Here is a 23,539-nt window from a genome sequence, read left to right as displayed (position 1 = left end):
GATAAGGTGTATCTAGAGCTCAATGATAATGCCATTATGCACAAATGGGGTTACAGTTCAATTCACTGCTTTAAGAGCATTTTTCCGATGGGTTCAAAAAAAAATTCGAACGGGACAACCATGCTTGGTATGTCAACCCGGGCAATTAATAAGGAACCAATAATGGATGATACTCCCATCAAACTACCGACCACCGCTGCTTCTTTATTTTTTTGCATACTCAACAAGGATCGTATTCTGACAAAAGACCATACAATCAATAAAAATAAATATCCAATGATTTGGAAAATCATTTTTTTATCTCCTTATTCTCCAATTGTAGAGGAGGACCTGCCATCCCGGTTCCAACTATATTTAGCTTAACTGCAATGGAAACGTCAACCTCCGGAAACTTATTATCCCATTGTCCTTTCAACTCTTTCCATTGTTTCGGCTTGTTGCGGTAAATTTCTTGTCCGAAACCCACACTATCTACTTTGTATCGTTTCTGGACGTTAAATAATACATCCCGGACTTGTTTTTCAACCGATTTCTCCAATACTTTCTCCACAATCTCAAGATTATCCGGAAAACTGATATCCAAAGGGGAATTATTTTCCCAGACAGTTCCTTCCCCTTGCAGTTGAATCCTGAATTTGATCTTATCTCCACTGATCTCAGAGGTGATTTTTCTGTTTGCTTTGTCCAGAATCATCCCTACTGTTCCATCACCTTCTGGTAATTTGGCGTTGATCCTGCCATTCTTCATTCGATCTGTCACCCAAAGAAATCCATTTGTTTCATTCTCGTTTAGAAAACCGACTAATTTGAAATCTTTAAAAATAGCTGATCCGGCTATTTTAAATATTTTGTTTTTGTTTTCTTTTATTCCTGCTGATAAACCTTCAGACATGATGACTCCCAAAACGGGACTGATACCTTCATTTGATGAGGCTAAAAAAAAGTCTCGTAATGTAACCGCCAATTCGGTTCTTAAAGTTTCCATTTCCTTAATTGCTTCGACTGGCACTTGTTCAAAGGGGTAATTAACCTGTAGAATTCCCCGCCCTTCTCCCCCCTTCACAACCATGATATAGGTTTTTAACCGTTGTTTCGAATCGTGGGTGTAAACATCGAGAATATCATTAATCCCGTGTTTGGCTAACGATTCACCTATAAAAATAACGCTGCGATGTGCGGTAAACAACCTGCGTGAACTTTTTTTCTGAAGCCTATGGAATGCTTCATTAGCATTCATTCCAGTAGCAGATATAACAAAAAACTTCTGTTTCTCGCTACCTCCACTCCCTGGTCCCCCCTGAGCGGAGGCAGGGATTGCAATCTGATGCGATAATATAAATTCACCATCATCCGTTAAGTCAAATGCCGTACCCGCAATAAACGCAATATCATTAATCTCCGTACGATCCCAACAACCGCTTGTTGTCAATACTGTGAATAGTAAGCAGATATATAGGCATGGTTTCATTATGATGTTCATTCTCCTTTCTTAACCACATACAAATCCTAACTTTTCTCGGATGACTGCTTACCTTGACTTGGGCTTGGTTTTTGACCCATCGGTTCACGAACCGGATTGTTAGAACCTGTTGCCTGTGGACGATGAGTTTTAGCCCATATAGGTACCCGGAGGATTACGTCCTTTAAATTAGTGATTGTAAGAGGTGCTACTGGAGAAAAATAAGGGACGCCGAAAGAACGAAGGGCTGTGATATGTACCAAGATGCCCAGAAACCCAAGAACAATGCCATAAAGTCCAAGAGTACCTGCCAAGAATAAAATCGGAAAACGCAGTAATCGGATTCCATTTGCAAAGTTATATCGTGGAATCGTAAATGCTGCTATACCCGTGATCGATACGAGAATGACGACCGGAGCAGATATAATTCCTGCCTCAACAGCCCCTTGTCCGATGACCAATGCTCCTACAATACTTATCGCTTGTCCTATTTGTTTGGGTAAACGGATCCCTGCTTCCCGCAATGCCTCAAATATAATTTCCATTAATAAAGCTTCGATCAGGGCAGGAAAGGGAACCGGCTCCCTAGCGGCAGCAATACTCAGCACGAGATTAGTTGGAATCATTTCCTGATGGAAGGTTGTAACGGCAACATATAGTGGAGGAGCGAATATTGCGATAAATATGAAAAGGAATCGAATCCAGCGCACAAAAGTTGCGATGGGCCAGCGAATATAGTAATCCTCGCTTGCTTGCATTCCAGCCCAAAATGTCATGGGAACAATTAATACGAAAGGGGTGGTATCGACAAGTATGGCTATTTTCCCTTCCAATAGCTCCGCAGCTACAACATCTGGTCGCTCTGTACTGTGAACTTGTGGAAAAGGGGAGAAAGGATAATCCTCAATAAATTCCTCAATGTAGCCTGAATCGAGGATTCCGTCAATTTTAATCCGAGTTAATCTTGTTCGAACTTCTTCAACTATAGCTTCGGAAACAATACCTACTATATAAGTGATGACTACTTGAGTTTGAGAAATCTCTCCAAGCGTAATGGATTCCATTTTAAGTCTAGATGATTTCAATCTTGTACGTATTAGTCCAATATTCACAGAAATGTTCTCGATAAACCCATCCCTAGGACCTCGAATGACTGGTTCGGAAGATGGCTCATCAAGGCTTCGCTGTGCTTTACTATTATTGACCTTGACCATCATCGCATCGCTGTCTTCTATTGTTAGAACGACAGCATGACCATTTAACAAATGACTAACTATGTCAGTTACTTTGGATGAAATAGTTGTCGTCCCAACCGAGATAAAATGATCATCCAGCTCTTCTGCTTTATCATCTATCAAATCAGCCTGTTTTGTGCGATTGGAAATTAATGGTTTCAACACATGATCATCCATCATCTGTTCATCAACTAGACTTGAAATGTATATAACAAGCCAATGATTTTGTCCTGCGAGCCGCACTTTACGAAAGACGATATCGGAGCAATTCTGGAATATATGTTGAAATATCAACTCATTTTGTTCCAAATTCGACGATAACCTGACGTTCTCTTCAACTTCAGGATGTTGATCCTCTTGTACTTTTGGATACTCTGGTTTAATGCGCATCCACTTCCTAAACCCTTGCACTGAATAGGCCGCCTCCCCAAGAAATCATTGATAAATATATTTTCCCAATTTTCGTCAACAATATTCTAAAACTTGCGAATATCATGGTTAAACTCTCGAGATCCCAGCAGGGAACGAATGAGTTATCGAAAATGCGCACATATTAAAACAGTAGTCCAAAGTATGATACCCGTATTGCATGCAGGTGAAATAATAAAAATCTGCAATTGAAGGGCAGCTTTTCGCATGTATAGACAACAATGTTCTATTTCGTTTGTTCCTCTTTACATCGAAACTCTGAAAACGCATAACAGCAACAAAAAACGGCTCACCTTGGCATTTGCCCGGCAAACCGCTTTATAGGAACGCTAATTTTAACGAATAGCCTTGAGAAATAGCCTCGATATCAACGGAAATTTTCACTTCATCGCCGATGAGAACGCCGCCCGTTTCCAGCATCATTGCGAATATTCAAAGGAGATACTATCAGTCTTCCATTAGCGATAAATTGGAGCCCCGAACGGTGAGGAGTCCGCGCCTCCATCTACGCTAATTTCAGCGCCTTGGACATAAGAAGAGTCATCTGAGGCCAGGAACAAAGCGACATTTGCTATCTCAAGCGGTTCGCCCAAACGGTTCATCGGAATCATACGCGAAAGTACAGGATCCATTTGCGCTATTCCTTCAGGCTCCCCCCAAATAGGCGTCCGCGTCGCTCCAGGGGAAACGGTATTCACACGAATGCCCCGCGGCGACAGTTCAGAAGCCAGAACTCTCGCCATACTGCTGACGGCCCCTTTGCTCGCCGCATAGGCCGACCATCCCGGGCTTCCTGCCTTGGCAAGCACAGAACTGTTTAAGATCACCGAAGCACCCGAGTTCAAATGAGGCAAAGCTGCTTGTACGGTGAAAAAGACACCAGTAACGTTAATCTTAAGAACCTCCTCGAAAACGGAAAGCTCCGTCCCTCCTGCTGGAGTATGACCGGAAATACCTGCATTAGCGAATACAACATCAAGACGGCCGAATTTTTCAATCGCAGCAGCCACGGCTTTTTCCCCGCTTGTTGGATCGGCGGCATCCGCCTGAACAGCAAGCGCGTTGGCGGCGCCTAGCTCTTCCACTGCCTTGTTTAAAGCATCCTGATTACGGCCGGTTATAACGACTTTTGCACCCTCTGCCACGAACAATTTTGCGGTTGCGAAGCCGATACCGCTACTTCCACCTGTAATTAAAGTGACTTTTCCATTTAGTTTTCCCATTGTCTAGCTCCTTTGTCGATTAATAATCGATTATTAGTATTCATCTATACCATCTTCCTTTTGAGAACGATCAGTCTCAATTGGTCAAAAAAATTTAGTTATACTTCAAAATTGACATTGTTGTTTCGATGATGAGACGAAGTCCCGCATGGATGTCTTCTCATAGCCTTGTTCCCAAAACAACCGCATTGCTTTGAGCAACACCGCATCTTCATCGAATTCCTTGGTTCTGGCCATCTCGTATGCCTCCTTCAACAACATCTTAGCATATTGAGACCGATCGGTAAAGAATTATTCCATTCCCAATTCTAGGTATCTCTTTTTCGAATGAGCATAAAACCTATTCCGAGAAGCATGCCTAACCCGCCCGATATTCCTGTCAAGATGATGATTGGGAAGCTTCGTACCGTATTCAACACTTATAGGTGGATCGTAGTTTATGAACTCAGTATTCAGCGTAAAATCACAGTTTTCGAATTAGAGGTAATCGTATTTTTGCTGAAAACCCTTTTTTTATACGTTTAATGTCTTCAAGCTAATCCTGTTATTTTCGGTCTGTATCGATTAGCCTCGGATGGCACGTCCATAAATAGCCGCCTCCTCATAAGTTTTTTAAAAAAAGGCAGCCTTTATGATCGTTATTCTACTATCGTTACCCGTTAGCGTAATGAAGAAGCCTTTTTTCTGTACTTGAAATAATACCACCCTGAACTAGAAGCCATAACAATATGTAAAAGGTAAGGGTAGTAATCTATGCGGTTTCCCACAACTATAATCTGGTCAATTATTAAATAACTCCATATCAACTGATAAATGAAATTAGCAAGCAAAATAGGATTCCGTATTCGTTGCCAGTCTTTAGAACACAAAGCAACACCAATGAATAATTGAATAAAGCACCACAGTAAACCTATTTCAGCTGATTCTAAATTCCAAAGTACCTGTATTATAGTTGGAACATATAGTAACCCCATTACTGTTGTTAACAACCCGATAACCTGTATATTTTTGTTCTCCTTAATTAGTTTCCCTCCTTCGCATATTACAATTATCCCCATCATTCATGACGATAATTTAAGAGGTTATAAATTAACTTACCATGCAACAAATTCAGATCTAACTCCGTTATAAAGTAACCTATAGGAGGGATCGACAATGAATTTAGGGATTTTGCCATATGGTCTTATAATTCTATTGCTTCTTATATCGGGTTGCACAAACAACGGTGTTACCAATTCAGACAATATAAGCACTTCCCTTGGAACAATTGTTTATACAGATGTAATGAGTGGGAAATTTAGATTTTTGCTAATTCCTAAAACAGAAGGAATCGCCTACGAAAAAATGTCCTTGAAAGAATTAGAAAGCTTGGCTAGATCACAAAATGATTCATCTTGGTACACTTTATCAGAAGAAATGTACAACAAAATAAACATTGGCCAGAGCGTTGAGGTAAAGTGGGATTCATCCCATCAGTTCGAATCCAATCCTCCGATCCGCTCTATGAAAGACATTAAAGTTACTCCCAACTAATCTGAACAAAATTTCTGGTAATATAATGCCCGTAATTGATTCAACTATCCTGTCTGTTAGTTGAGTGCTTACACAGTCACTGTATGTACAAAACAACCCCATCAATATGGAGCGTTAATTAGTGTTTCTTTATTAAACCAACCCAAACATCTCCAACTTTCACACTGTAAGTTTTATCTGTATCTCCATCAGAAAGATAATCTGTTTCGACTTTGTAAGCCTTCCCTTTAATAGCTTCGACTTCATTTTCACTCGTCCAACCTTGCTGGATATTGTCAATTAGGTCGCTCTCTGTGTAAATGTCGCTATCTATATGTAGGTGCCAATCGAACATTTCTAACTTTTCTCTTAGGTAAGTGTACTTGTGTAAAGGGAATTGTTTTTCTTGATTTCCAACATCAAACGTTTGGTCGTAAAAGTGAAGAAAACCTTTATACGCAGCTACAACTTGCGAGTTGATGAAGTGGGGGTCATATATCCATAATTTTAGATAGAAATCTTTATCAAATTTTGATAACGTTTCATACCAACTTCTATAAACATCCAACATCGCTTCAAGGAGAAGTCGATTGTACCAGACAGGAGGATTTCTGCGTGGAATGGCGTAAAATGGATGAACTCAAAGTTTTGCATAATCCCTTTGGTATTGATGTAGATGTTCTATGTCTAAATCAATAACTCGTCGCTTCCACTTTTCAATTTTTCTTACGTGTCTTTTCCAGCCTCTAATTTTCTTCTTATTGCTTATGAACATCTATAACCCTCCAAAAAGAAGCCTAATGATATTTATTTATGAACACCTTCTTGCTCATTATCAGGATATTATACACCTCTCATATACCAAATCCATTGTTACGCTAAATTACGTTAAACTGCCGGTTAGTTTAATGAAAAAGAGCAGTTGCGGTAGCACCTGCTCATCGATTTGTTTTATTCAACTATCGTTACCCGTTAGTTCAATCTCTAACCCGACAACAACTTATTCTTCACCCATCGTGATTTATCTTTTTTTAAAATGACAAGAACTTGACCCGATAATAAATAAAGCCCGCAATTCAAGCAGACTTCATTCGGCTACTGTTCTTGTCAACCGACACATGGCTGTGACAAGTCAGGTTAAGAGATCCTAATGAGCTCTTTTCGTTTATAAAATTAAAACGTATTATATACATTTTCACATTCTTTCGCGGTCGGTTCATAAAAACAGTGCTTCTTCCATCGTCCTACGAACGGCTGATTATACCAAGTTGGCGGACATGGTCCGGGACTTTCGAACGATCCTGGACGGAAATACCATAGGGAGAATTTGGCTGGCCAATTCCGCTCCCCATTCACAGCCCGTTGCGCCAGACGGCGTTCCCGCTCTCTTGCATTTTGATAGTACATACCATGTTGCAACGCTTCGAACGCATGCGGCTGGTTGATCATTTGGGGAATTGTCCGGATATCTTTAAAATCGGAGCAATTCCCTCTTATTCGGTTAATGCCAACATTTCCAACTAGGAGCATGCCCATTTCGCCTTCGGTCTCAGCTTCAGCTCGAAGCAACCTTGCCAACATATCAATATCCTGTTTCCTGGCTTTTACGACTGCCATTGACTCACCTCTTTAGATTTCTAGACTCATCATATTGTAGGTGAAGCGGATGTGTTACCAATTATAAATGTGAATAAAGTAAGACCCCGTACGATGTTTAAGGGATGTGTCCCTAAAAGGGCCAAAAGGTCAAATATTCTTGAAAAAGAAACTAAAAGCCTTTTTACGGGACTATTTCCCCCCTGATTCATGACAATGAGCATTATCACAAACATGCCTAAGATGAATTACTATTCGTCTCCTTAGCAAACGATTGCAAGCACTACCCTTTGACACATTTTTAGAGATATCCGTTAGGTTCCAAAAAAAGAACACTGGCCGCCAAGAAAGGGAAGCTTGAAAAAAGCTCCCTCCTTGCGGTCAGCGTTCAATGAGACCAACCTAACAGCTATCTGCTGCTGCTACATTAAGACACGCGCGTCAGCCTAACGGCCTGATAAATTTTATCCAGCAGCTCCAACCGGCTTGTTCCGCTTAGCAGTCCCTCGACCTCGGTAATCTTCATTTCCCAAGTATCGATGATTTCCGCTTTGAAGCTGCTGCCTTCAGGCAGCTCAATGATCCGGTATGCTGGACGGTGAATGCCAAAGTATTGGAGGTAGTACTCCCCTTCGATTCCAATGGTCGGTACATCATATACCTCAGGAATCGGCTTGCAGTTTTCCGGTGCAGCCTCCAGAATCGTCCGCAGAAAGCGGATTCGCTCCGGGCTGTCGCCATGCAGCTTGCCTCCTTTGGCCCACCAAATGGTATCATGCTCATCGGCATAGGTTTCTCCATGCGTGCAGTAGCTGCCACGGGCGATGATATCCCAGAAACGGCGCACCATTTCCTCGCCTGTCACATTGCCCCAGCGCTGCGGCAGATTGCCTTCATAGCAGCATTCATCCACCACGATAGGCTTATGGAATTGCCTGTGCCAGATCGGCGGCATCGTTACATCCCAATGCTGAACGCTGAGATGAGTAATCCAAGGCTGCTTATGATCATAGAACACGACACTGGCATGATCATACATCTTCGTGCCATTATGAATGGAACGCAGATGTGCGTAAGGATCTTCCTCCTGTGTCAGCTGCAGCAGGCGGTCCCAATCCGTCATGTGCTTCTCTTCCATAAAATCATATTCATTAGCCAGCGCCCACCATACATTGCGGAAGGAAGCCAGGCGGGCAATCACATAGCGCAAATAATAATCATCACTTGACGCTTCCATGGCATCAAAGCCCCAACGCCCTTTGTCATACGGATGGAATAGAATCAAATCTGCCTCAATCCCAAGCTGCTGCAAATCGGATATGCGCTGCTCAAGCTTGGCAAAAAAACGCGGATCGAACCGCTCCAGATCAAAGCCGCCGCCTTCTTTCTTCACAAACGGATAGCAGTCCGGATCGGTTGAGTTAAACGCATAATGCTTCGGAAAAACGCACATCCGCAGCTTATTAAACGGCGCTTCTGCCAGAGTAGCCAGCGTCTGCTGCTGCATAGCCTCGTCCAGATGAATCCACGCATAACAGGTGGTACCAAAAGGCGCATAGCTGCTGCCGTCCGCATAGGCAAACTGGTACTCATCCTTCACCCTGACCGGACCATGATTCCCATCCCGGGCAGGGATACATTCAAAGCTTCCCGTCTGTCCATTCAACTGCGCTGCCGAGCTCTCGGTTCTATAAGTCCACCGCCCCTCTTGCTCCGGCATGAATCGAATGCGGTATACGCCGCCCCCGTCATAGAATCCCCTAACCGATACCTCATGCCCGTCTTTGCTAAAATATCCCTTCAGCTCCTGCTCCGCATAAGGGTTGCCCTCCTGTGGACCGGCCAGTGAAAGCTCAWATTGCCCCCACCGCTCCACTGCTGCTTCCCGTACCGTCATGCGATTTCCCCCTTCATCTTCGTTTGCAGCAGTAGGCTGGAGAACGCCTACTGCTGTCTAACATGCCGCCTTAACTAATCCTTTTCCGCTGCTTACCCTTTAATCCCCGTCGTAGAAATGCCCTCCACAAAGTATCGCTGCAGGGAGAAGAAAATGATCAGGGCCGGGATCAACGAGACCACTGACATCGCGAACATAGGACCCCAGTTCGATTCACCAGAGGAGTCCATAAACAGGCGCAGACCAAGCGGTACCGTATAATGATCCGGTGAGTTCAGATACAGCAATTGGCTGAAGAAATCATCCCAAGTCCAGATAAACGTGAAGATGGCAGTTGTAATCAGCGCTGGAAAAGCAAGCGGCAAAATAATTCGCCAGTAAATCTGTATCGTCCCGCAGCCGTCAATCGTCGCGGACTCGTCCAGGTCACGCGGCAAGCCGCGAATAAACTGCGCCATGAGGAAAATAAAGAATGCCTCTGTTGCCAGCAGCTTAGGTACAAATAGTGGACCGAACGTGTCTACCCAACCCATTTTGAAGAAAAAAACATATTGTGGAATGACCGTTACGTGATGCGGCAGCATAATCGTCACCATCATCAGCGCGAACCACACTTTCTTCCAGGAGAAGTTCAGCCTGCCAAATGCATAGGCCGCCATCGAGCATGAAACCAGGTTTCCCACCACGCAAATCAGTCCGAGCATAATGGAATTGCCAATGAACGTGCCGAAGGAGGATTTGGATACGCCTGACCAACCCTTTGTATAATTGTCCAGCGTGACCTCTTTGGGCCAAATCGACAAATCCGAAAATATGAGGTAGCTTGGTTTGAACGAGCTGACCACCAGCCAAATTATCGGGTAGAGCATAACGAGACCKAGCAAAATGACGAAGAGGTGCGTACCCATGGTCTGTGCTCTTGAAGTTGTATTCATCGTCATTTCCCCCCGTCCGCATAATTAACCCAATACTTGGATGTACCAAAAATAATAGCTGTAAATACCGCAATAATGACCAGAAGTCCCCACGCCATGGCTGAAGCATAACCCATCTCGAAGAAGGCAAAGCCCTTCTGATAGAGATACAGGGTATAGAACAGCGTCGAGTCAATCGGCCCGCCCTTGCCGCCACTAATAATGAAGGCTGGAGTAAAGGCCTGAAAGGCCGTAATGAGCTGGATGACCAGATTGAAGAAGATAACCGGCGAGAGCATCGGAATCGTAATATTGAAGAAGCGGCGCATTCTGCCTGCCCCATCCACCTCGGATGCCTCATATAGCTCCATCGGAATCTGCTTTAAGCCCGCCAAAAATATAATCATCGATGAGCCAAACTGCCATACGGTTAACGCTATAATCGAATAAATCGCATATTTGGGATTCGATACCCAGTCCGGGGCCTGAATGCCAAACACGCTGAGCAAAAACTCATTCAGCACGCCGCCGCCGCCAAACATTTTGCGCCACAGCACAGCTATCGCTACGCTTCCCCCAAGCAGGGTCGGAATGTAATAGACCGTCCGGTACAGCGGAAGTGCACGTATTCCTTTGTTCAGCAGCATGGCTACCGCAAGCGCAAAAATCAGCTTGAACGGAACGGATACGAATACATAAGTAAAAGTTACCTTTAACGATTGCATGTAGCGGGGATCATCGAACATTCGGGCATAGTTTTCGGTCCCGATCCATTTGGATGGTGTCAGCATGTCATATTGGGTAAAAGAGAGATACAATGAGCTGATCATCGGTCCGATCGTTAGTGCGAAAACCCCCAAAAACCAGGGTAGAAGAAAAAGGTAGGGGACCGCATTTTTCTTCCACAGCCCCTTGAGATACATTGAAGTCCGATTTGATTTAGCTGATTGATTCAAACGCGGTCCCTCCTATTGGAATTTTATTTCGCTTTGGCGGCTGCAGCTTGAGCAGCCTTCAAAGCTTCTTGGGCAGCTTCTTGGGCAGAAGCCGTGCCGAAAGATATTTTCTGAGCCGCATTTTTCAAAGCGGCATCCCACTCGGCAATGTTAGGCATTTCACGGTCCATCTCGCGGGACTGCTCAGCGGCCACATCCAGATAGTTATACGTCTTCAATACAATGGGCTCTGCACTCGCTTTCAGAGCTTCACGAACGACCTTGGAACCCGGAATACCTCTGTCGCTGCTTAAGATCGCTGTTGCTTCAGGATCATTGACGAAGAAGTTAATAAACGCTGCCGCTTCCTTGCCATGCTCGGTTTTTGCGCTTACTCCCAGGAACTGGCTAGGCTGAATCCACATGCCCTTCTCAGTACCGCCACTTGGCAGCGGGATCATCTCCAGCTCATCCTGCATCGCTTCCTGGAAGGCCTTCATCTGATTGGACCACATGACGACCATCGCGGTTTTACCTTCAACCAGCATAGAATTGTCAGGCGCAACTTCCAAATAAGCGGCCGATTTCTCTGCTGGAGGAATAATGCCTTCATCACGGAAACGCTTCCACATTTCAAACCAAGAGGTCATGTCTGCTTCATCAAAGGAAATGTCGCTGCCATCAAACAGCGCTTTGCCGCTTTGCCGCACATAATGTCCAACATAATGGGTAAAGGCAGATTGGTCTGCAAAAGCATAGTAGCCGCTGCCAAGCTTGCCTACAAGCTCTTTGCTGTACTGCTCCAGCTCATCCCAGCTCAAACCCGCTTTCGGCGGCTCCATGCCTGCTTTTTTGATCAACTCGGTGTTATACACGATGCCAAGTGCATTGGAACCAAGATTAATGCCATATTGCTTATCATTCAGCTTGCCGCTTGTAGCAATCGCCTCGTCAAAATCGCTTAAATTAATTTCATTGCCCATGAACGGGTCCAATTCAAGCAGCGTACCGCGGGATACATAGTCTGGGTAATTGTTGCCCAGCTGAATGAGATCAGGCGCATTGCCTCCCGCAATTTGGGTATTCAGCTTGTCCCAGTAGCCGTCCGCTCCCAAATATTCGGCATTAATCGAAATGTTAGGATTTTTGCCCTCAAACAATTCAATGACCTTTAATGTTGCTTCATGACGCGCCTGAGATCCCCACCACATCATCCGCAATTCCACGTTTTTCACTGCGGCTTCCTCCCCTTTATTACTGCCGGAAGGACTGTTAGTCGACGAGTTGCCGCATGCAGCGAGGAAAATCATCAGGGTGACGAGCAGCGAAGACCATAACATTCTGTTTTTGAACATGTTAAAAAACCTCCCTTTTAGTTAGCAAGCCAAAACATTAACGATGTCGCATAATGGCTATCGGTTTCATTTCAAGGAAAATGAATCCCAAGAAAGCTGCTGATCGGCGGTTTGCCGCGCATCTCATCAATCATGTTCAGTACAAGCAGGTTCCAATTCAAAAATCCGCCGTTCATGACTGGCTCTCCGGTTTCTGGAATATAGTACTCATGAAGTACGCCCGTTTTCTCCAGATCCCTGCCGAGCAGCGTTACCGTCTTAATGCACAGCTCCTCGGCTTGCTTCACATATCCATAATTCATTAGGCCGCGGAAGACCACATAATTGGCAACGATCCAGACCGGGCCAAGCCAGTTGGACGGATTATTCGTTGCCCGGCAATCGAACATTTTCTCATCTTGGGCAAGCGTTGCCATTCCGGACGGGCTGTTAAACGTATTTTTATCTGCTGCATGAAGCTCCGCCAGCAGAGCAGCCTGCCTATCATCGGCAATGCCCGCCCACAGCGGAATGAAACCAGACCATACCCTTATTTTAATAGGTAATGTTCTCCAGAACACCCCTAGTCCAGTATGGAACCAATCATAAGCACGGGTTTTAATATCCACATCAACCGAATAATAAAACTTGTCCCGCTGATCCCAGCATTCCTCCTGAATGGCCTTACTGAGCTCGGCTGCCTTCTCTTCAAAGCGCGACTGCAGTTCAGAGCGACCAAGGTGAGCAGCAATAAATGCAAAGGCTTTCATATCGCTGACCATAAAGCTGTTCAAATAGATATTCGCAGTTGAGAAGCGCGGACGACCAAAGGTTGCCGGATCATTATCCATTCCGATCATCACATCGTCCGCCCACACATACAGCCGGCTATTCTCGTGATAATAGAAACGGTCATAGCAATCAAAGTAGCGCTCAAGCTGCTCCAGATGCGGCTCGATCCAGCTGTAATCCCCGCATGCTCCGCTTATAATCGCAACCTGCTGGCACAGGAAGGGCTTGTGCATGTTCATGACATGCCCTTCCTTGCGCTTGCCGATCAAATATGGCTCGGGCAGCTTGCTCTTCTCAATCATCATCGGGATGTAGCCATCCTCAAGCTGATAATCCAGGAAGTTAAAAATATTGCCCTTGGCATGTGCGATATAACGGTCTCTGCTCACATCCTCCGCCATATTCAGCAGCGCATAGACCGCCCAGAAGGAATCCCAGTCCCATAGATTGCCGTCATAGATGGAGCCGGGATCCACAAAGGGATGCTTGAGATAATGAGCGGGCGCCTTCAGAATGGTATGCGCCTTCTCGCCAATATAAGCTCTTAACAGCTGTTCATAATGCTCGAAAGCTTCACTCATGGTCTGCTTCTCCTTCCTTTTTCCCTGTCTGCACGCAGTAAAAGGTATACGCTCCTGAGCCTACCTCATAATGCAAGCTGCCCGCTTCAAGCGATTTCGCCTGACCTTGCGCTCGCACCGCCGGCTCTGACAAAATCACAGAAGCAGTCGTATTGGGCGGCAGAGTGAGCTTGACCGTAATTCCTTGCTGCTCATCATATTCCCAGCTTGCTTCGATGCGGCCGTATCCGCTCTCATAATGCGCTTTTACATATTTCAGTTTTCCTCCCGGCCTTGGCTGAAACCGGATGTGCTTGAAGCCTGGCCGCTCCGGATCGGGTTCCAATCCTGCCATGTAACGGAACATCCACTCTCCGACCGAACCTAGCGAATAATGGTTGAACGAGTTCATGCTTGGGCTTTGGAAGCCGCCGTGCTCTGTCCAGCCGTCCCAACGCTCCCAGATCGTCGTAGCCCCATGCTTGACGGAGTACAGCCAAGAAGGGTAGCTTTCCTGATGAAGCAGCGTGTAGGCAAGCTCATTTTGGCCAATCTCGGACAATACAGGAAGAAGATATCCTACGCCGAGGAAACCCGTCGATAGATGATTGCCATTCTCCTCAATGAGCTGTACCAGCCGCCGAGCCGACTTCTCACTCTGTTCCTCGGTCAGCAGGTCAAAATATAAAGCCAGCGCATATACCGTCTGGGTATCTCCTTCAATGATGCCGTCCGTTGTAACAAATCGGCTCGTAAAAGCCCTCTTTATTTGTTCGAATAATTCATCATAGCTAGCCGCATCCGCTTCATTGCCGACAAGGGCAGCAATCCGAGCAAACAACCGAGTACTGTAGGCAAAATATTGCGTGGCCAACACATCTTTTGGCGTATCCGCATTCACCGACAACCAGTCGGCGTGATCGGCATAATCCGGCCGGATCAGATGATTGCTATTAGCCTTCAAGTAGTCGACCCATTGCTTCATTCGATCGTAATATTGCTTTAGAATGGCAGCATCTCCGTACATCAGATACAACGTCCACGGGATAATGATACCCGCATCTCCCCACCCCGCATTATCCGGTGCGAACCACTTCGCGCTCGATACCTGCTTGAAGTATGACCAGTTCGCATCCGGTGCCGTATCCGGGAACGCGCCGTCTTCCCGCTGCGCATCAGCTACATCCACCATATATTTTTTGAAAAAGGCTTCGACATCCATGTTATAGCAGGCCGTACGTACAAAGATTTGCGCGTCTCCCGTCCAGCCGAGTCGTTCATCCCGCTGCGGGCAATCTGTCGGAACACTGAAGAAATTCCCCTTTTGCCCCCAGACAATATTACTGTACAGCCGATTAATCATCTCATCCGATGTTTCTACCCAGCCCGATGCTTCAGCAGCCGAGTAGGCGGCGAGTCCAAGCAGTTGGTCTAGGGTTAGCTCATCCTCCGCACCTTCTACTTCCACATAGCGGAAGCCGTGATAGGTAAAATGTGGTTCCAGCTCCTCGGATCCATTCCCCCGCAAAATATAAATGTCCGTTTGAACCGCCTTGCGGAGATTGGCGAAGTACAACGATCCGTCAGCATCCAGCATCTCCGCATGCCGAACCGTAATTTCCTGTCCGGAACACCCACTTATTTGTAGTCGTGTCCAGCCGGCAATATTTTGCCCAAGGTCGTATATATAGCTGCCCTGCTCTGTCTTCCTGACAGATAACGGACGAATCTGCTCCATCACCCGGATCGGCGGATCACGCTGCAGTGTCAACTCCCCTTCGTAAGGCTCAAAGCAGTGCGGCTGCTCCCAATCTACATCCTGAAAACCAGGCTCATCCCAACCGGACTGCGCCAGACGGGCATCGTACTTCTCCCCTTTGATAATGTCAGAGTAAAGGATCGGCCCCTTGCTCATTCTCCAAGAGTCGTCCGAGATCAGCCATTCTTCACTGCCGTCCTCATACGCCAGATGAAGCTGAAACAGCAGCCTCGGAGACTCCCCATACACCTGGCGTCCCATCATCCCCAGATAACCCGCGTACCAACCTGTGCCTAAAATAATTCCGATGGCATTGCTCCCCTGCTGCAACAGGTGTGTGACATCGCAGACCTGATATTGTGACCTGGTATGATAATCCGTCCATCCGGGGGCGAACCGCTCGTCGGTCGCGCGCTTGCCATTAATTGATAGCTCATAAAGCCCTAATGCACTTGCGTAAGCGGTTGCATTTTTTACATGCCTTTCCGTTTGAAAGGCTTTGCGCAGATAGCTTGCCGGAGGCAGCTCCAGCTCTTTCGGAATAACGCTTCCAATCCATTGCGCAATCCACTCCGATGGCTCAAGGTGCGCTTGCGTCCAAACGGCTGCTTCACTCCATTCCGATGGCGATCCAGACTCATCCCACACTCTGACTCTCCACCAGCATCGTTTGCCTGCTCTAGGTAGTAGTCCCTGGTATTCTACATGCAGCGATTGTCCCGATGCAACAACGCCGCTGTCCCACAGGTCCGGCTTACCCAGAAGCAGCTGCTCTTGTGCAGATGCAGCCTGGATATGGTAAGCACTTTGAAGCTGCTCCGACTCGGCGGATTGCAGCATCCAGCTCATGCTGGCGGCAGCGCTTGTCGCCTTCTGCTGCGGCTCGGGCTTATGAACCATTTTTAAACGGCTTACGGTAATTCCCACATTAGCGCTCCTCTCTGCATCCTGCTTCGTTGATTAAAGTATAAAAGATCATGAATCGACTTTCATAGGTTGATATCACAATAGATATAGGTCATTATCATTTTTTCTTCTTGATATTTTGCGTATAAAGCGCTTACAATAAATGAAAAAAAGCAAGACAAGGAGATGAGAAATGGTTCAGGTGCTGACTGGAGATCGTTTTTTCAAACCTGATTTCCCCATTTTTCTCAATCGGGAGACCGAGTCGTTCAAGGTCAAATATCATACGCATGATTTTATTGAGATCTGCCTGGTAGAGGAAGGGCGAGGCTTTCAATTTATTGGGGATCAGACCATTCCTGTTCAAAAAGGGGATTTATTTTTGCTGCCGATCGGGACCTCTCACGTCTTCCGGCCATCGTCCCCGCAATCGACCGAACCTCTGGTTATTTGCAATTGTATTTTTCAGCTTGAAGCGATTCAGGATGTGAAGGACTGGATACCATCACAATCTGAGCTCTACCGGGTGCTGTACTCACCGCAGGAACTGAAGCAGGGCTGGTACTATTATCAGGACAAGCATAACCGTCTTTCCCAGATGTTCCAGATGGCCTATCTGGAGTTTCACCAGCAATTCTCCGAGCATCGTACGATGCTCAAAACGATTCTGCTGCAAATTTTGATTCTACTACACCGCATGCAATCCGAGGTAACCAATGCAGACAAGCTTCAAACCACGAATCGCTACCGCGAGAAGGTGGAGGATATGATCCAATTCATCCATCATCATGCGCATGAGCAGCTCACCCTAAAGGACATGGCGAGCTCTAGCTCCATCAGTGTCAATCATTTGCAGCAGCTGTTCAAGCAAGCCACCGGACAAACCTTTAACCGTTATGTTCAGCATGTCCGCATTCAGAGAAGCTGCGTCATGCTGGAGACGACGGACCTGCCCGTCAGCGAAATTGTTGGACGTATCGGCTATACCGATCTGAAATTTTTCCATGCCCTGTTCCGCAAGCTGACCGGGTGTACCCCTCTGCAGTATAGAACCAAGGCTCTTAAAATCGGTGAATAAATCAACCCCACCTAATTCATTTTGGGTAATCGAGGTGTCACTTGGACGAAAATTTTACGGCGTGGACGGAATATTTCATCGTAAACAAACAGAGCTTGCAGCCTATCTACTGGGATGATCCCTATCGGTTGGACCCTCAGGAGTACGCTACCATCGCCCGTTCCATACAGCAGTTCCAAATCGGGGAAAGTTCGGAAGGTAAGTATTTGATTGAATCCACCAAGCGGTTCATATCTGGCAATCCGGACAAGAGCTATTTGCAGGCACTGATCCAATTCGTACACGAGGAGCAGCGGCATGCGCAGGATTTGGCCCTGTTTATGGACAAGCAGAACATTCCGACGATCCGTAAGCATTGGGTGGATCAGACGTTCCGAAAGTTGCGGCGTTTTGCCACTTTGGAGCAATCCATCACGGTACTGCTGACAGCCGAAATCATTGCGGCGGTCTATTACGACGCATTGAAAAAGACCACGAAATCCCGCACCCTGATCGAACTTTGCGAACAAATCCTCCGTGATGAGTCGATGCATATCGAATTCCAATCCGACGCTTTAAGGCAGTTCGCTAGGAAACGCCCGAAAGGCATCAATCGCCTCATCCGCTTCAGCCGTCTCTTCCTACTATCTGGAACGCTGGCCGTCGTATGGTTCTATCACGGGAAGGTGTTCCGGGCAGGGGATTACAGCCTGAGGGCGTTTTTAAAAGGGACCTTGGCGGAGCATGAACGCTCAGAGCGGATTATAGAGCGACGTACGCATCAGCCCTATTAATTTCCTGTGCGAATATAGTATATGACTCAACTGTATTGATCCGCGCAGGATCAGCGCCTTTAGAAAAGCGCCAAGTCCGCTTAAATAAGTATTAGACTACCTAAGTAATAAACCAACGGCAGCCTTGGATCGGGTCCTAGACTGCCGGTCGCTAAAAGAGCTGAAGAACCCACCGTTACGGCCTGTTTACGAGCGTCCTTTTGAAATCAAGTGTTACGCGACACTCTATTTTCCTAGTCTATAACTTTATTTTCTTCTGAGATTTGAAACATCCTGAGACTCCTCCGCTTGACATTTATGCGCTATCATAACGGGCCCAAACCGCATTGAATGGAGAAATTATTTCATTGGAGAACGTTGTTAATATCCGTTTATTCGAATGAAACGACTCTTTTTTCCTGACCGCTCTTTTTAACCAACTCGATAATCTTTATCGTATTCATGGCATCGGCTGCGTTTACAGGAACTGGTTTGTTTTCAGTGATGGATTCGTAAATGCCTTTATAAAAAGATTCATATGCGCCTGTTTTTGTTTCAAGCTTTCCTTTCAGCAGCAGATCACCTACATTTACCGATAATTCTCCATAGCTTTCTTCGAGGTCCTTACCCCAATTAGCGTCGCCTGGCACTTTCCCTCGCTTTAATGAATCCTCTTGCGAGTCCAAACCATATTTAGTAAAGCTGCCCTTATCCCCGTGTATTTGAAATTTAGGACCTGCGCTCTTCACGAACGAACCGGAATGCAAAATAACCCTCATTCTGCCATATCCTAAAATAATATGAAAATAATCATCGGTAACCGAATCGTTTCTTTGGGCCATCACATCGCCGAACACCGTTTCGGGAAGTCCAAATAAATGAAGAGCTTGGTCAATCAAATGCGAGCCAAGGTCATAAAGCATGCCCGAGCCTTCCAAATTTTGCTCTCTCCAACGACTGCTTACTTCAGGACGAAACCTGTCATAATGCGCTTCATACGAATAAATTTCACCCATTACGCCCGACTCCAGGCATTCTTTAACCGTAAGGAAATCATTGTCCCATCTTCTGTTTTGATAAACGCTTATTATTTTATTTTGCTTGGAAGCTATTTCGATCAGCTCCTGCGCTTCTTTAGAATGGATGACGAACGGTTTCTCGACCACTACATGTTTTCCCGATAATAAGGCTTGTTTGGCAAATGGATAATGCGTAGTGTTTGGCGTAGTGATAACAATAAGGTCTATAGCAGGGTCCGTAAACAGCTGTTCAACATCAGAAACAATCTGGACGCCAGGATAAACTTCCTTTACTTTCAGAGCATTTGAAGAAACGATTTTTGAAATTTCTAGTCCTTCAACCGTTTGGATAATAGGCGCATGAAAAGTTTTCCCTGAAAAACCATAACCAATGATGCCGACCTTTACTTTTCTCAAACAATCCATCCCCTTCATCTGCAAAAAAAATTTAAATACGACCTCATGATAAGTTAAAAAATTAAATAAATCAAGATATTCAAGTTTTATACTTATAATTTTAAGCGATGTTGAAACATTTAGGCAAGAAACTTATACTTATAAGTGAAATCCTTTTTTGGAAGAGGTCAAATAATGAATCAAGATGAAAGAACACAATCGATTATTCAATATTTAAAAGAGAAACAAAAAATTCAGCTTGAGGATATTTGTGAGCTTTATGGCGTTTCCCGCGATACTGCGAGGCGCGACTTAGTCAAATTAGAAGAAGACGGTGCTATTATTCGTATTCGGGGCGGAGCCATGCTGCCCACCCTTACCAAAAATATAAGAAGCTACAGGGAACGGTTTCAAGACTCAGGAAACAAACGCGCGATTGGTCAATTTGCGGCTTCCCTTATTAAAGATGGAGACTATTTATTAATGGATACCTCGACAACCGTACAATTTACCGCTGAATACTTAAGTACGAAAAACAACGTCGTTGTAACCAATTCCATTGATATAGCCGGTGTTTTGTGTGAAAACCCGGATATAAAGACACAACTGCTGGGCGGCGAATTAAATGCCTGGCACCGGAATGTCTCCGGGCCTCGTACATTAGATATGTTAGAAGACTTCAAAGTAGATAAATTGTTTCTTGGCGCATGCGGCATTTCTTCCGCTGGGTTAACGGCCCCTTCTGTTGACGAAGCTTATTTGAAACTAAAGATGATTGAAAGAGCTGATCAAGTTATCGTATTAGCTGATTCGTCTAAATTCGATAAACAACTTTTTCATCGGATTTGCGATTTCGGAAAAATTAATATCATTATTACGGATCAAGAACCTGATCATAATATGAAAGAGATTTTTGAGGACAATCATGTTGAAATAATCATTGTCCCTGTTTAATCAGGAACATGGTGAGAACTGTCATTAATTCCGTCGCAGCAACCGCAGGAAGAAGTTGAGGAAGTGACTAGCCGGCAAGTTTGTGAAAGACCATTCTTTGTAGGATGGCCTTTCTCACTTAGCCATGAATGAAATCGATTACTAACTATCATAATAATTCCAAGACGCCGAACAGCTTCTGCGTTGATATTATCGGATACGTGATGGGAGGTAACGATCGAACATGAGAATTTTTATGATTTCTCTTATGCTATTTATCCTTAGTGTTTGCTTTGTTATAACCATGGATCTGATGTTCCTTCAAATACCATTGCAGGTAACGCTCGATAATCTCATTGTTCCTTTCAGATCCATGATGAATGAGGAAGTCTTAATCATGTTCCTTCTATTCCTCTATCTTATAACCAAACCAGTTGTTATTTATTTTATGAATAAAAAGTAACCGTCAAGCTTCCCGCGTTATGTCTTAGATCCGAGCCGTTTGTGTACCACTGCCGCAACCAATAAAAAGGTTGGCAAAAGGACTCCAAAGAACAAAAAAACGGTAACCAATAATATGTCACCTTCTTCGATTTGCTCTACAAAACTGCTGGAGATCATCATAGACATAATTATAATGATCACCCCAACGGGAAGAACGAGCTTCCGATAGTCTTTGGTTCGAGTTAAATCTGCGGCTGCTATTACACCGGCATAAAAAAAGATTGCCACTTTAAAAAAATCGCCGATGATCAGTGTTAGAACGACAAATACGTCGAGCCGTTGAATCATTTCGCCGATATTGATCAAACGAATTGTGGACAACAGCGGGAAGGTGGAGCGGCCGGCGATTTCAATCCCAAGCACGGCCATATTCAAGGCAGTGGAAAGGCTGAGTACAATACCGCTGACCAACACAGCGGCGAACCCAGCAGAAATCCCCTTTTGCCGATTATTCAAATAAGGCAGAAGCATAGTGAAACAAATGACTTCTTCATGAGGGAACTCGATCGTTTGTTTAAAGGTTGTTTGTATGACGGGGCCCAGGCCATTCCCCAAAACCGGAAGCAACCGGTTAATATCGATAACTCCGGAAGCAAACAAGAGAATGAGGCTGATCGGCCCCAATATCGCCAAAATGAACAAGAAAATTTGGGCCGTTCTGGCCAACACTTCAATTCCTTTATTCAGGACGTAAACGATGGATAAGACCATAACGACAGAAACCACAATTAGGGGTGTTTGATCCATCACCGAGGTGATTATCAAAGCGCTCCCCTCGCGCAAATCTCTAGCCGCACCATGGATGAAGAAAAGAACGTATAATAAACCCAAAGGCCACCCGATCCATTTTCCCAATATCGCTCTTATGTATCCGGTGAGCGGAAGCTCCGGGTATAAACGGTATAGTGAAACATAAACCAAAAAAATGGCCAACCCGCCTGCTGTCCCAAGCAGAATAGCCAGCCATGCATCTTTTCCCGCCGACATGGCCAGAACTCGCAGAATGGCGGTCCCCATATCAAACAGCACGATTAATGTGAATAATTGTCCTGGACTGATTCTCGCTTTTTCCATTTTATCCACCGCCATTTCTCCATGCACACTATTTCTTTGTTTCGAATAAATACGGCTTCGATATCATGTTGGTACGTCGGATTGTCGATTCGACGTTTACCTCTACCTTGCATGTAGCAAAAATCCTTTCCCAATCCTTCTCCATCTTCTTCCAGGCCTTCGGATTCGACCGTTCCACAGCTGCTCCAAATCCGATAACATCGGTCTTCAGCTTTTGTGCTGCTTTGACGGCAGCCATCACATCATGCATAGCCTCTTCGTCCAACTGCTTTTCTAGTTTTCGAATTTCCTCCGATTTACTAAGATCAATCGGACACAACGCTTCTCCAACTGTTGCGATCTCTTCAATATTAATGCGAATGATTGGTTGTTCGCCTTGAACCTTAGCCTTAATCTTGGTGGTGGAGCGGAGAATTTCAATCGCGATAGCATCCTTTTTCGTTTCGCAATCGAGATTGACAATCGTGCTCTTCATTTTATTATTTATCCATGAAATCCCCCGTGCCCGATCAGCTTTCACCCAGCCTACCAATTTTCCTTTTTTAAAGAGAGCCATTCCGCTAGTATATAAATCGGTCTGGAGTTCAGTCTGCTCCACATTTGAGATTTCATCGCCGGTTTCTATTTTTCCAATGTGTTCTATCCCGCTGATAACAGGACCTCCACCTTTGGTCAGCAGCCCGCGAATAACATCATCCATCTCGACTTCATAACTTTCTGCCAATACTCTTCCCGATATTTTCAGTTTTCCGAGAATGGCATTGGCAGGAATGGACTCAACTGCCGTGACGGTCTTCAGAATCGTCACCGCATCGGTATTTCTTGCGATAATAACTCTCGTTGTCATACGTGGTTCAGGATCCCGCTCCATAAAATCGAATACCTCTTCGATCCCTTCTCTAGCCAGTTCCTCCCCAATAACAAATATTCGCATATGCTGGGCGTTAATTCGTCGAGGCACTTTTTGCGATGCTTTCCGGATTGCTTCAAACAAGGTCTTGCCCTTACCCGAGAAAACATTAACCGGTATCTGGCCGGATGATTTAATGCCGGAAATATCCCGTGCATTAACAACCTGGAACGAGAAGCGGTACTCGCCAGATCCCGCTTTATCCACTCCCATGGCGAGGGCAATGGCGAGCTCGTTCATCTCGCGGTAATTCCAGCAGCCAGCCAAAGGAAGCATACATAGAATCATAAGAGCAAGGAAACCCATCTTAAGTGTCATGTTG

20 protein-coding genes and 1 pseudogene are annotated in these 23,539 nt (G+C 45.3%); 5 read left to right on the top strand and 16 right to left on the bottom strand.

From position 1 onward, the window contains the following. Positions 1 to 62: 62 nt before the first annotated feature. The 5 genes and pseudogenes from AC1DLI_RS30495 to AC1DLI_RS30475 form a co-directional block, all read right to left on the bottom strand. The gene (locus AC1DLI_RS30495) at positions 63 to 293 is read right to left on the bottom strand and encodes a hypothetical protein (RefSeq protein ID WP_477608850.1); all 231 of its coding nucleotides are present in this window, start codon (positions 291 to 293) and stop codon (positions 63 to 65) included. Beyond that, a complete protein-coding gene (locus tag AC1DLI_RS30490; protein ID WP_477608848.1) occupies positions 290 to 1,480 on the bottom strand; it encodes a Ger(x)C family spore germination protein in 1,191 nt (396 codons plus the stop codon). The genes AC1DLI_RS30495 and AC1DLI_RS30490 overlap by 4 nt, the downstream gene beginning before the upstream one ends. A gap of 26 nt (positions 1,481 to 1,506) precedes the next feature. Continuing rightward, on the bottom strand, positions 1,507 to 3,084 hold the full coding sequence (locus AC1DLI_RS30485; protein WP_477608846.1) for a spore germination protein: 1,578 nt from the start codon (positions 3,082 to 3,084) through the stop codon (positions 1,507 to 1,509). 497 nt (positions 3,085 to 3,581) lie between these two features. Continuing rightward, positions 3,582 to 4,346, bottom strand: a complete 765-nt coding sequence (locus AC1DLI_RS30480) for an SDR family NAD(P)-dependent oxidoreductase (protein ID WP_477608844.1) — start codon at positions 4,344 to 4,346, stop codon at positions 3,582 to 3,584. A gap of 135 nt (positions 4,347 to 4,481) precedes the next feature. Then, a pseudogene (locus AC1DLI_RS30475) lies at positions 4,482 to 4,583 on the bottom strand (TetR/AcrR family transcriptional regulator); the annotation flags it as partial. 918 nt (positions 4,584 to 5,501) lie between these two features. Here AC1DLI_RS30475 and AC1DLI_RS30470 point away from each other — a divergent pair. After that, positions 5,502 to 5,879 carry a DUF3221 domain-containing protein gene (locus AC1DLI_RS30470; protein WP_477608842.1) on the top strand — a complete coding sequence of 126 codons (378 nt, stop codon included), beginning with the start codon at positions 5,502 to 5,504 and terminating at the stop codon, positions 5,877 to 5,879. 118 nt (positions 5,880 to 5,997) lie between these two features. Here the strand turns inward: AC1DLI_RS30470 and AC1DLI_RS30465 are convergent, their stop codons facing one another. The 8 genes from AC1DLI_RS30465 to AC1DLI_RS30430 all read right to left on the bottom strand — a co-directional run bounded on the left by AC1DLI_RS30465 (position 5,998) and on the right by AC1DLI_RS30430 (position 16,572). Continuing rightward, a complete protein-coding gene (locus AC1DLI_RS30465; RefSeq protein WP_477608840.1) occupies positions 5,998 to 6,429 on the bottom strand; it encodes a hypothetical protein in 432 nt (143 codons plus the stop codon). 602 nt (positions 6,430 to 7,031) lie between these two features. Next, entirely contained in the window at positions 7,032 to 7,475 is a 444-nt protein-coding gene (locus AC1DLI_RS30460; RefSeq protein WP_477608838.1) for a cell wall hydrolase, read from the bottom strand. A gap of 406 nt (positions 7,476 to 7,881) precedes the next feature. Then, a complete protein-coding gene (locus AC1DLI_RS30455) occupies positions 7,882 to 9,351 on the bottom strand; it encodes a DUF5605 domain-containing protein (RefSeq protein ID WP_477608836.1) in 1,470 nt (489 codons plus the stop codon). Between the two features lie 92 nt (positions 9,352 to 9,443). Then, positions 9,444 to 10,286 (bottom strand): carbohydrate ABC transporter permease, encoded by an 843-nt coding sequence (locus AC1DLI_RS30450; RefSeq protein ID WP_477608834.1) that lies wholly within the window; start codon positions 10,284 to 10,286, stop codon positions 9,444 to 9,446. A gap of 2 nt (positions 10,287 to 10,288) precedes the next feature. Next, positions 10,289 to 11,188, bottom strand: a complete 900-nt coding sequence (locus AC1DLI_RS30445; protein WP_477608892.1) for a carbohydrate ABC transporter permease — start codon at positions 11,186 to 11,188, stop codon at positions 10,289 to 10,291. A 56-nt stretch (positions 11,189 to 11,244) separates the two neighbouring features. Further along, on the bottom strand, positions 11,245 to 12,555 hold the full coding sequence (locus tag AC1DLI_RS30440) for an ABC transporter substrate-binding protein (protein ID WP_477608832.1): 1,311 nt from the start codon (positions 12,553 to 12,555) through the stop codon (positions 11,245 to 11,247). A gap of 71 nt (positions 12,556 to 12,626) precedes the next feature. After that, positions 12,627 to 13,907: an MGH1-like glycoside hydrolase domain-containing protein gene (locus AC1DLI_RS30435; protein WP_477608830.1), complete on the bottom strand. Its 1,281-nt coding sequence runs from the start codon at positions 13,905 to 13,907 to the stop codon at positions 12,627 to 12,629. Further along, positions 13,900 to 16,572, bottom strand: a complete 2,673-nt coding sequence (locus tag AC1DLI_RS30430) for a family 78 glycoside hydrolase catalytic domain (RefSeq protein WP_477608828.1) — start codon at positions 16,570 to 16,572, stop codon at positions 13,900 to 13,902. Before AC1DLI_RS30430 ends, AC1DLI_RS30435 begins: the two co-directional genes overlap by 8 nt. 172 nt (positions 16,573 to 16,744) lie before the next feature. On the opposite strand from AC1DLI_RS30430, the gene AC1DLI_RS30425 reads away from it, so the two are divergent. Together AC1DLI_RS30425 and AC1DLI_RS30420 are read left to right on the top strand one after the other, a co-directional pair. Next, positions 16,745 to 17,629: a helix-turn-helix domain-containing protein gene (locus AC1DLI_RS30425; RefSeq protein ID WP_477608826.1), complete on the top strand. Its 885-nt coding sequence runs from the start codon at positions 16,745 to 16,747 to the stop codon at positions 17,627 to 17,629. A 41-nt stretch (positions 17,630 to 17,670) separates the two neighbouring features. Further along, on the top strand, positions 17,671 to 18,402 hold the full coding sequence (locus AC1DLI_RS30420) for a hypothetical protein (protein ID WP_477608824.1): 732 nt from the start codon (positions 17,671 to 17,673) through the stop codon (positions 18,400 to 18,402). A 371-nt stretch (positions 18,403 to 18,773) separates the two neighbouring features. Here the strand turns inward: AC1DLI_RS30420 and AC1DLI_RS30415 are convergent, their stop codons facing one another. Continuing rightward, positions 18,774 to 19,817, bottom strand: coding sequence for an oxidoreductase (locus AC1DLI_RS30415; protein ID WP_477608822.1), 1,044 nt, complete (start codon positions 19,815 to 19,817; stop codon positions 18,774 to 18,776). 174 nt (positions 19,818 to 19,991) lie between these two features. Between AC1DLI_RS30415 and AC1DLI_RS30410 the strand changes: the two genes are divergently transcribed. Both AC1DLI_RS30410 and AC1DLI_RS30405 read left to right on the top strand, forming a co-directional pair. Beyond that, positions 19,992 to 20,750 (top strand): DeoR/GlpR family DNA-binding transcription regulator, encoded by a 759-nt coding sequence (locus AC1DLI_RS30410; protein WP_477608820.1) that lies wholly within the window; start codon positions 19,992 to 19,994, stop codon positions 20,748 to 20,750. A 223-nt stretch (positions 20,751 to 20,973) separates the two neighbouring features. Continuing rightward, positions 20,974 to 21,192 (top strand): YczF family membrane protein, encoded by a 219-nt coding sequence (locus tag AC1DLI_RS30405; RefSeq protein ID WP_477608818.1) that lies wholly within the window; start codon positions 20,974 to 20,976, stop codon positions 21,190 to 21,192. A 17-nt stretch (positions 21,193 to 21,209) separates the two neighbouring features. Here AC1DLI_RS30405 and AC1DLI_RS30400 read toward each other — a convergent pair whose 3' ends face one another. Together AC1DLI_RS30400 and AC1DLI_RS30395 are read right to left on the bottom strand one after the other, a co-directional pair. Beyond that, positions 21,210 to 22,307 (bottom strand): GerAB/ArcD/ProY family transporter, encoded by a 1,098-nt coding sequence (locus AC1DLI_RS30400; RefSeq protein WP_477608890.1) that lies wholly within the window; start codon positions 22,305 to 22,307, stop codon positions 21,210 to 21,212. 28 nt (positions 22,308 to 22,335) lie between these two features. Further along, positions 22,336 to 23,535, bottom strand: coding sequence for a Ger(x)C family spore germination protein (locus AC1DLI_RS30395; RefSeq protein ID WP_477608816.1), 1,200 nt, complete (start codon positions 23,533 to 23,535; stop codon positions 22,336 to 22,338). Between the last annotated feature and the right edge of the window lie 4 nt (positions 23,536 to 23,539).

The sequence above is a fragment of the Paenibacillus sp. 01T443 genome (assembly GCF_056398325.1).
Note: the sequence above shows the minus strand (reverse complement) of the source record. Positions and strands in the feature narration are given on the sequence as shown.

Excerpts from the sequence above, each read along its gene's own strand:
- AC1DLI_RS30460 (WP_477608838.1), bottom strand. The coding sequence starts at position 7,475 with ATGGCAGTCGTAAAAGCCAGGAAACAGGATATTGATATGTTGGCAAGG.
- AC1DLI_RS30470 (WP_477608842.1), top strand. The coding sequence starts at position 5,502 with ATGAATTTAGGGATTTTGCCATATGGTCTTATAATTCTATTGCTTCTT.
- AC1DLI_RS30425 (WP_477608826.1), top strand. The coding sequence starts at position 16,745 with ATGGTTCAGGTGCTGACTGGAGATCGTTTTTTCAAACCTGATTTCCCC.
- AC1DLI_RS30435 (WP_477608830.1), bottom strand. The coding sequence starts at position 13,907 with ATGAGTGAAGCTTTCGAGCATTATGAACAGCTGTTAAGAGCTTATATT.
- AC1DLI_RS30405 (WP_477608818.1), top strand. The coding sequence starts at position 20,974 with ATGAGAATTTTTATGATTTCTCTTATGCTATTTATCCTTAGTGTTTGC.
- AC1DLI_RS30480 (WP_477608844.1), bottom strand. The coding sequence starts at position 4,346 with ATGGGAAAACTAAATGGAAAAGTCACTTTAATTACAGGTGGAAGTAGC.
- AC1DLI_RS30440 (WP_477608832.1), bottom strand. The coding sequence starts at position 12,555 with ATGTTCAAAAACAGAATGTTATGGTCTTCGCTGCTCGTCACCCTGATG.
- AC1DLI_RS30465 (WP_477608840.1), bottom strand. The coding sequence starts at position 6,429 with ATGTTGGATGTTTATAGAAGTTGGTATGAAACGTTATCAAAATTTGAT.
- AC1DLI_RS30445 (WP_477608892.1), bottom strand. The coding sequence starts at position 11,188 with ATGTATCTCAAGGGGCTGTGGAAGAAAAATGCGGTCCCCTACCTTTTT.
- AC1DLI_RS30400 (WP_477608890.1), bottom strand. The coding sequence starts at position 22,307 with ATGGAAAAAGCGAGAATCAGTCCAGGACAATTATTCACATTAATCGTG.
- AC1DLI_RS30485 (WP_477608846.1), bottom strand. The coding sequence starts at position 3,084 with ATGCGCATTAAACCAGAGTATCCAAAAGTACAAGAGGATCAACATCCT.
- AC1DLI_RS30410 (WP_477608820.1), top strand. The coding sequence starts at position 19,992 with ATGAATCAAGATGAAAGAACACAATCGATTATTCAATATTTAAAAGAG.
- AC1DLI_RS30495 (WP_477608850.1), bottom strand. The coding sequence starts at position 293 with ATGATTTTCCAAATCATTGGATATTTATTTTTATTGATTGTATGGTCT.
- AC1DLI_RS30395 (WP_477608816.1), bottom strand. The coding sequence starts at position 23,535 with ATGACACTTAAGATGGGTTTCCTTGCTCTTATGATTCTATGTATGCTT.
- AC1DLI_RS30490 (WP_477608848.1), bottom strand. The coding sequence starts at position 1,480 with ATGAACATCATAATGAAACCATGCCTATATATCTGCTTACTATTCACA.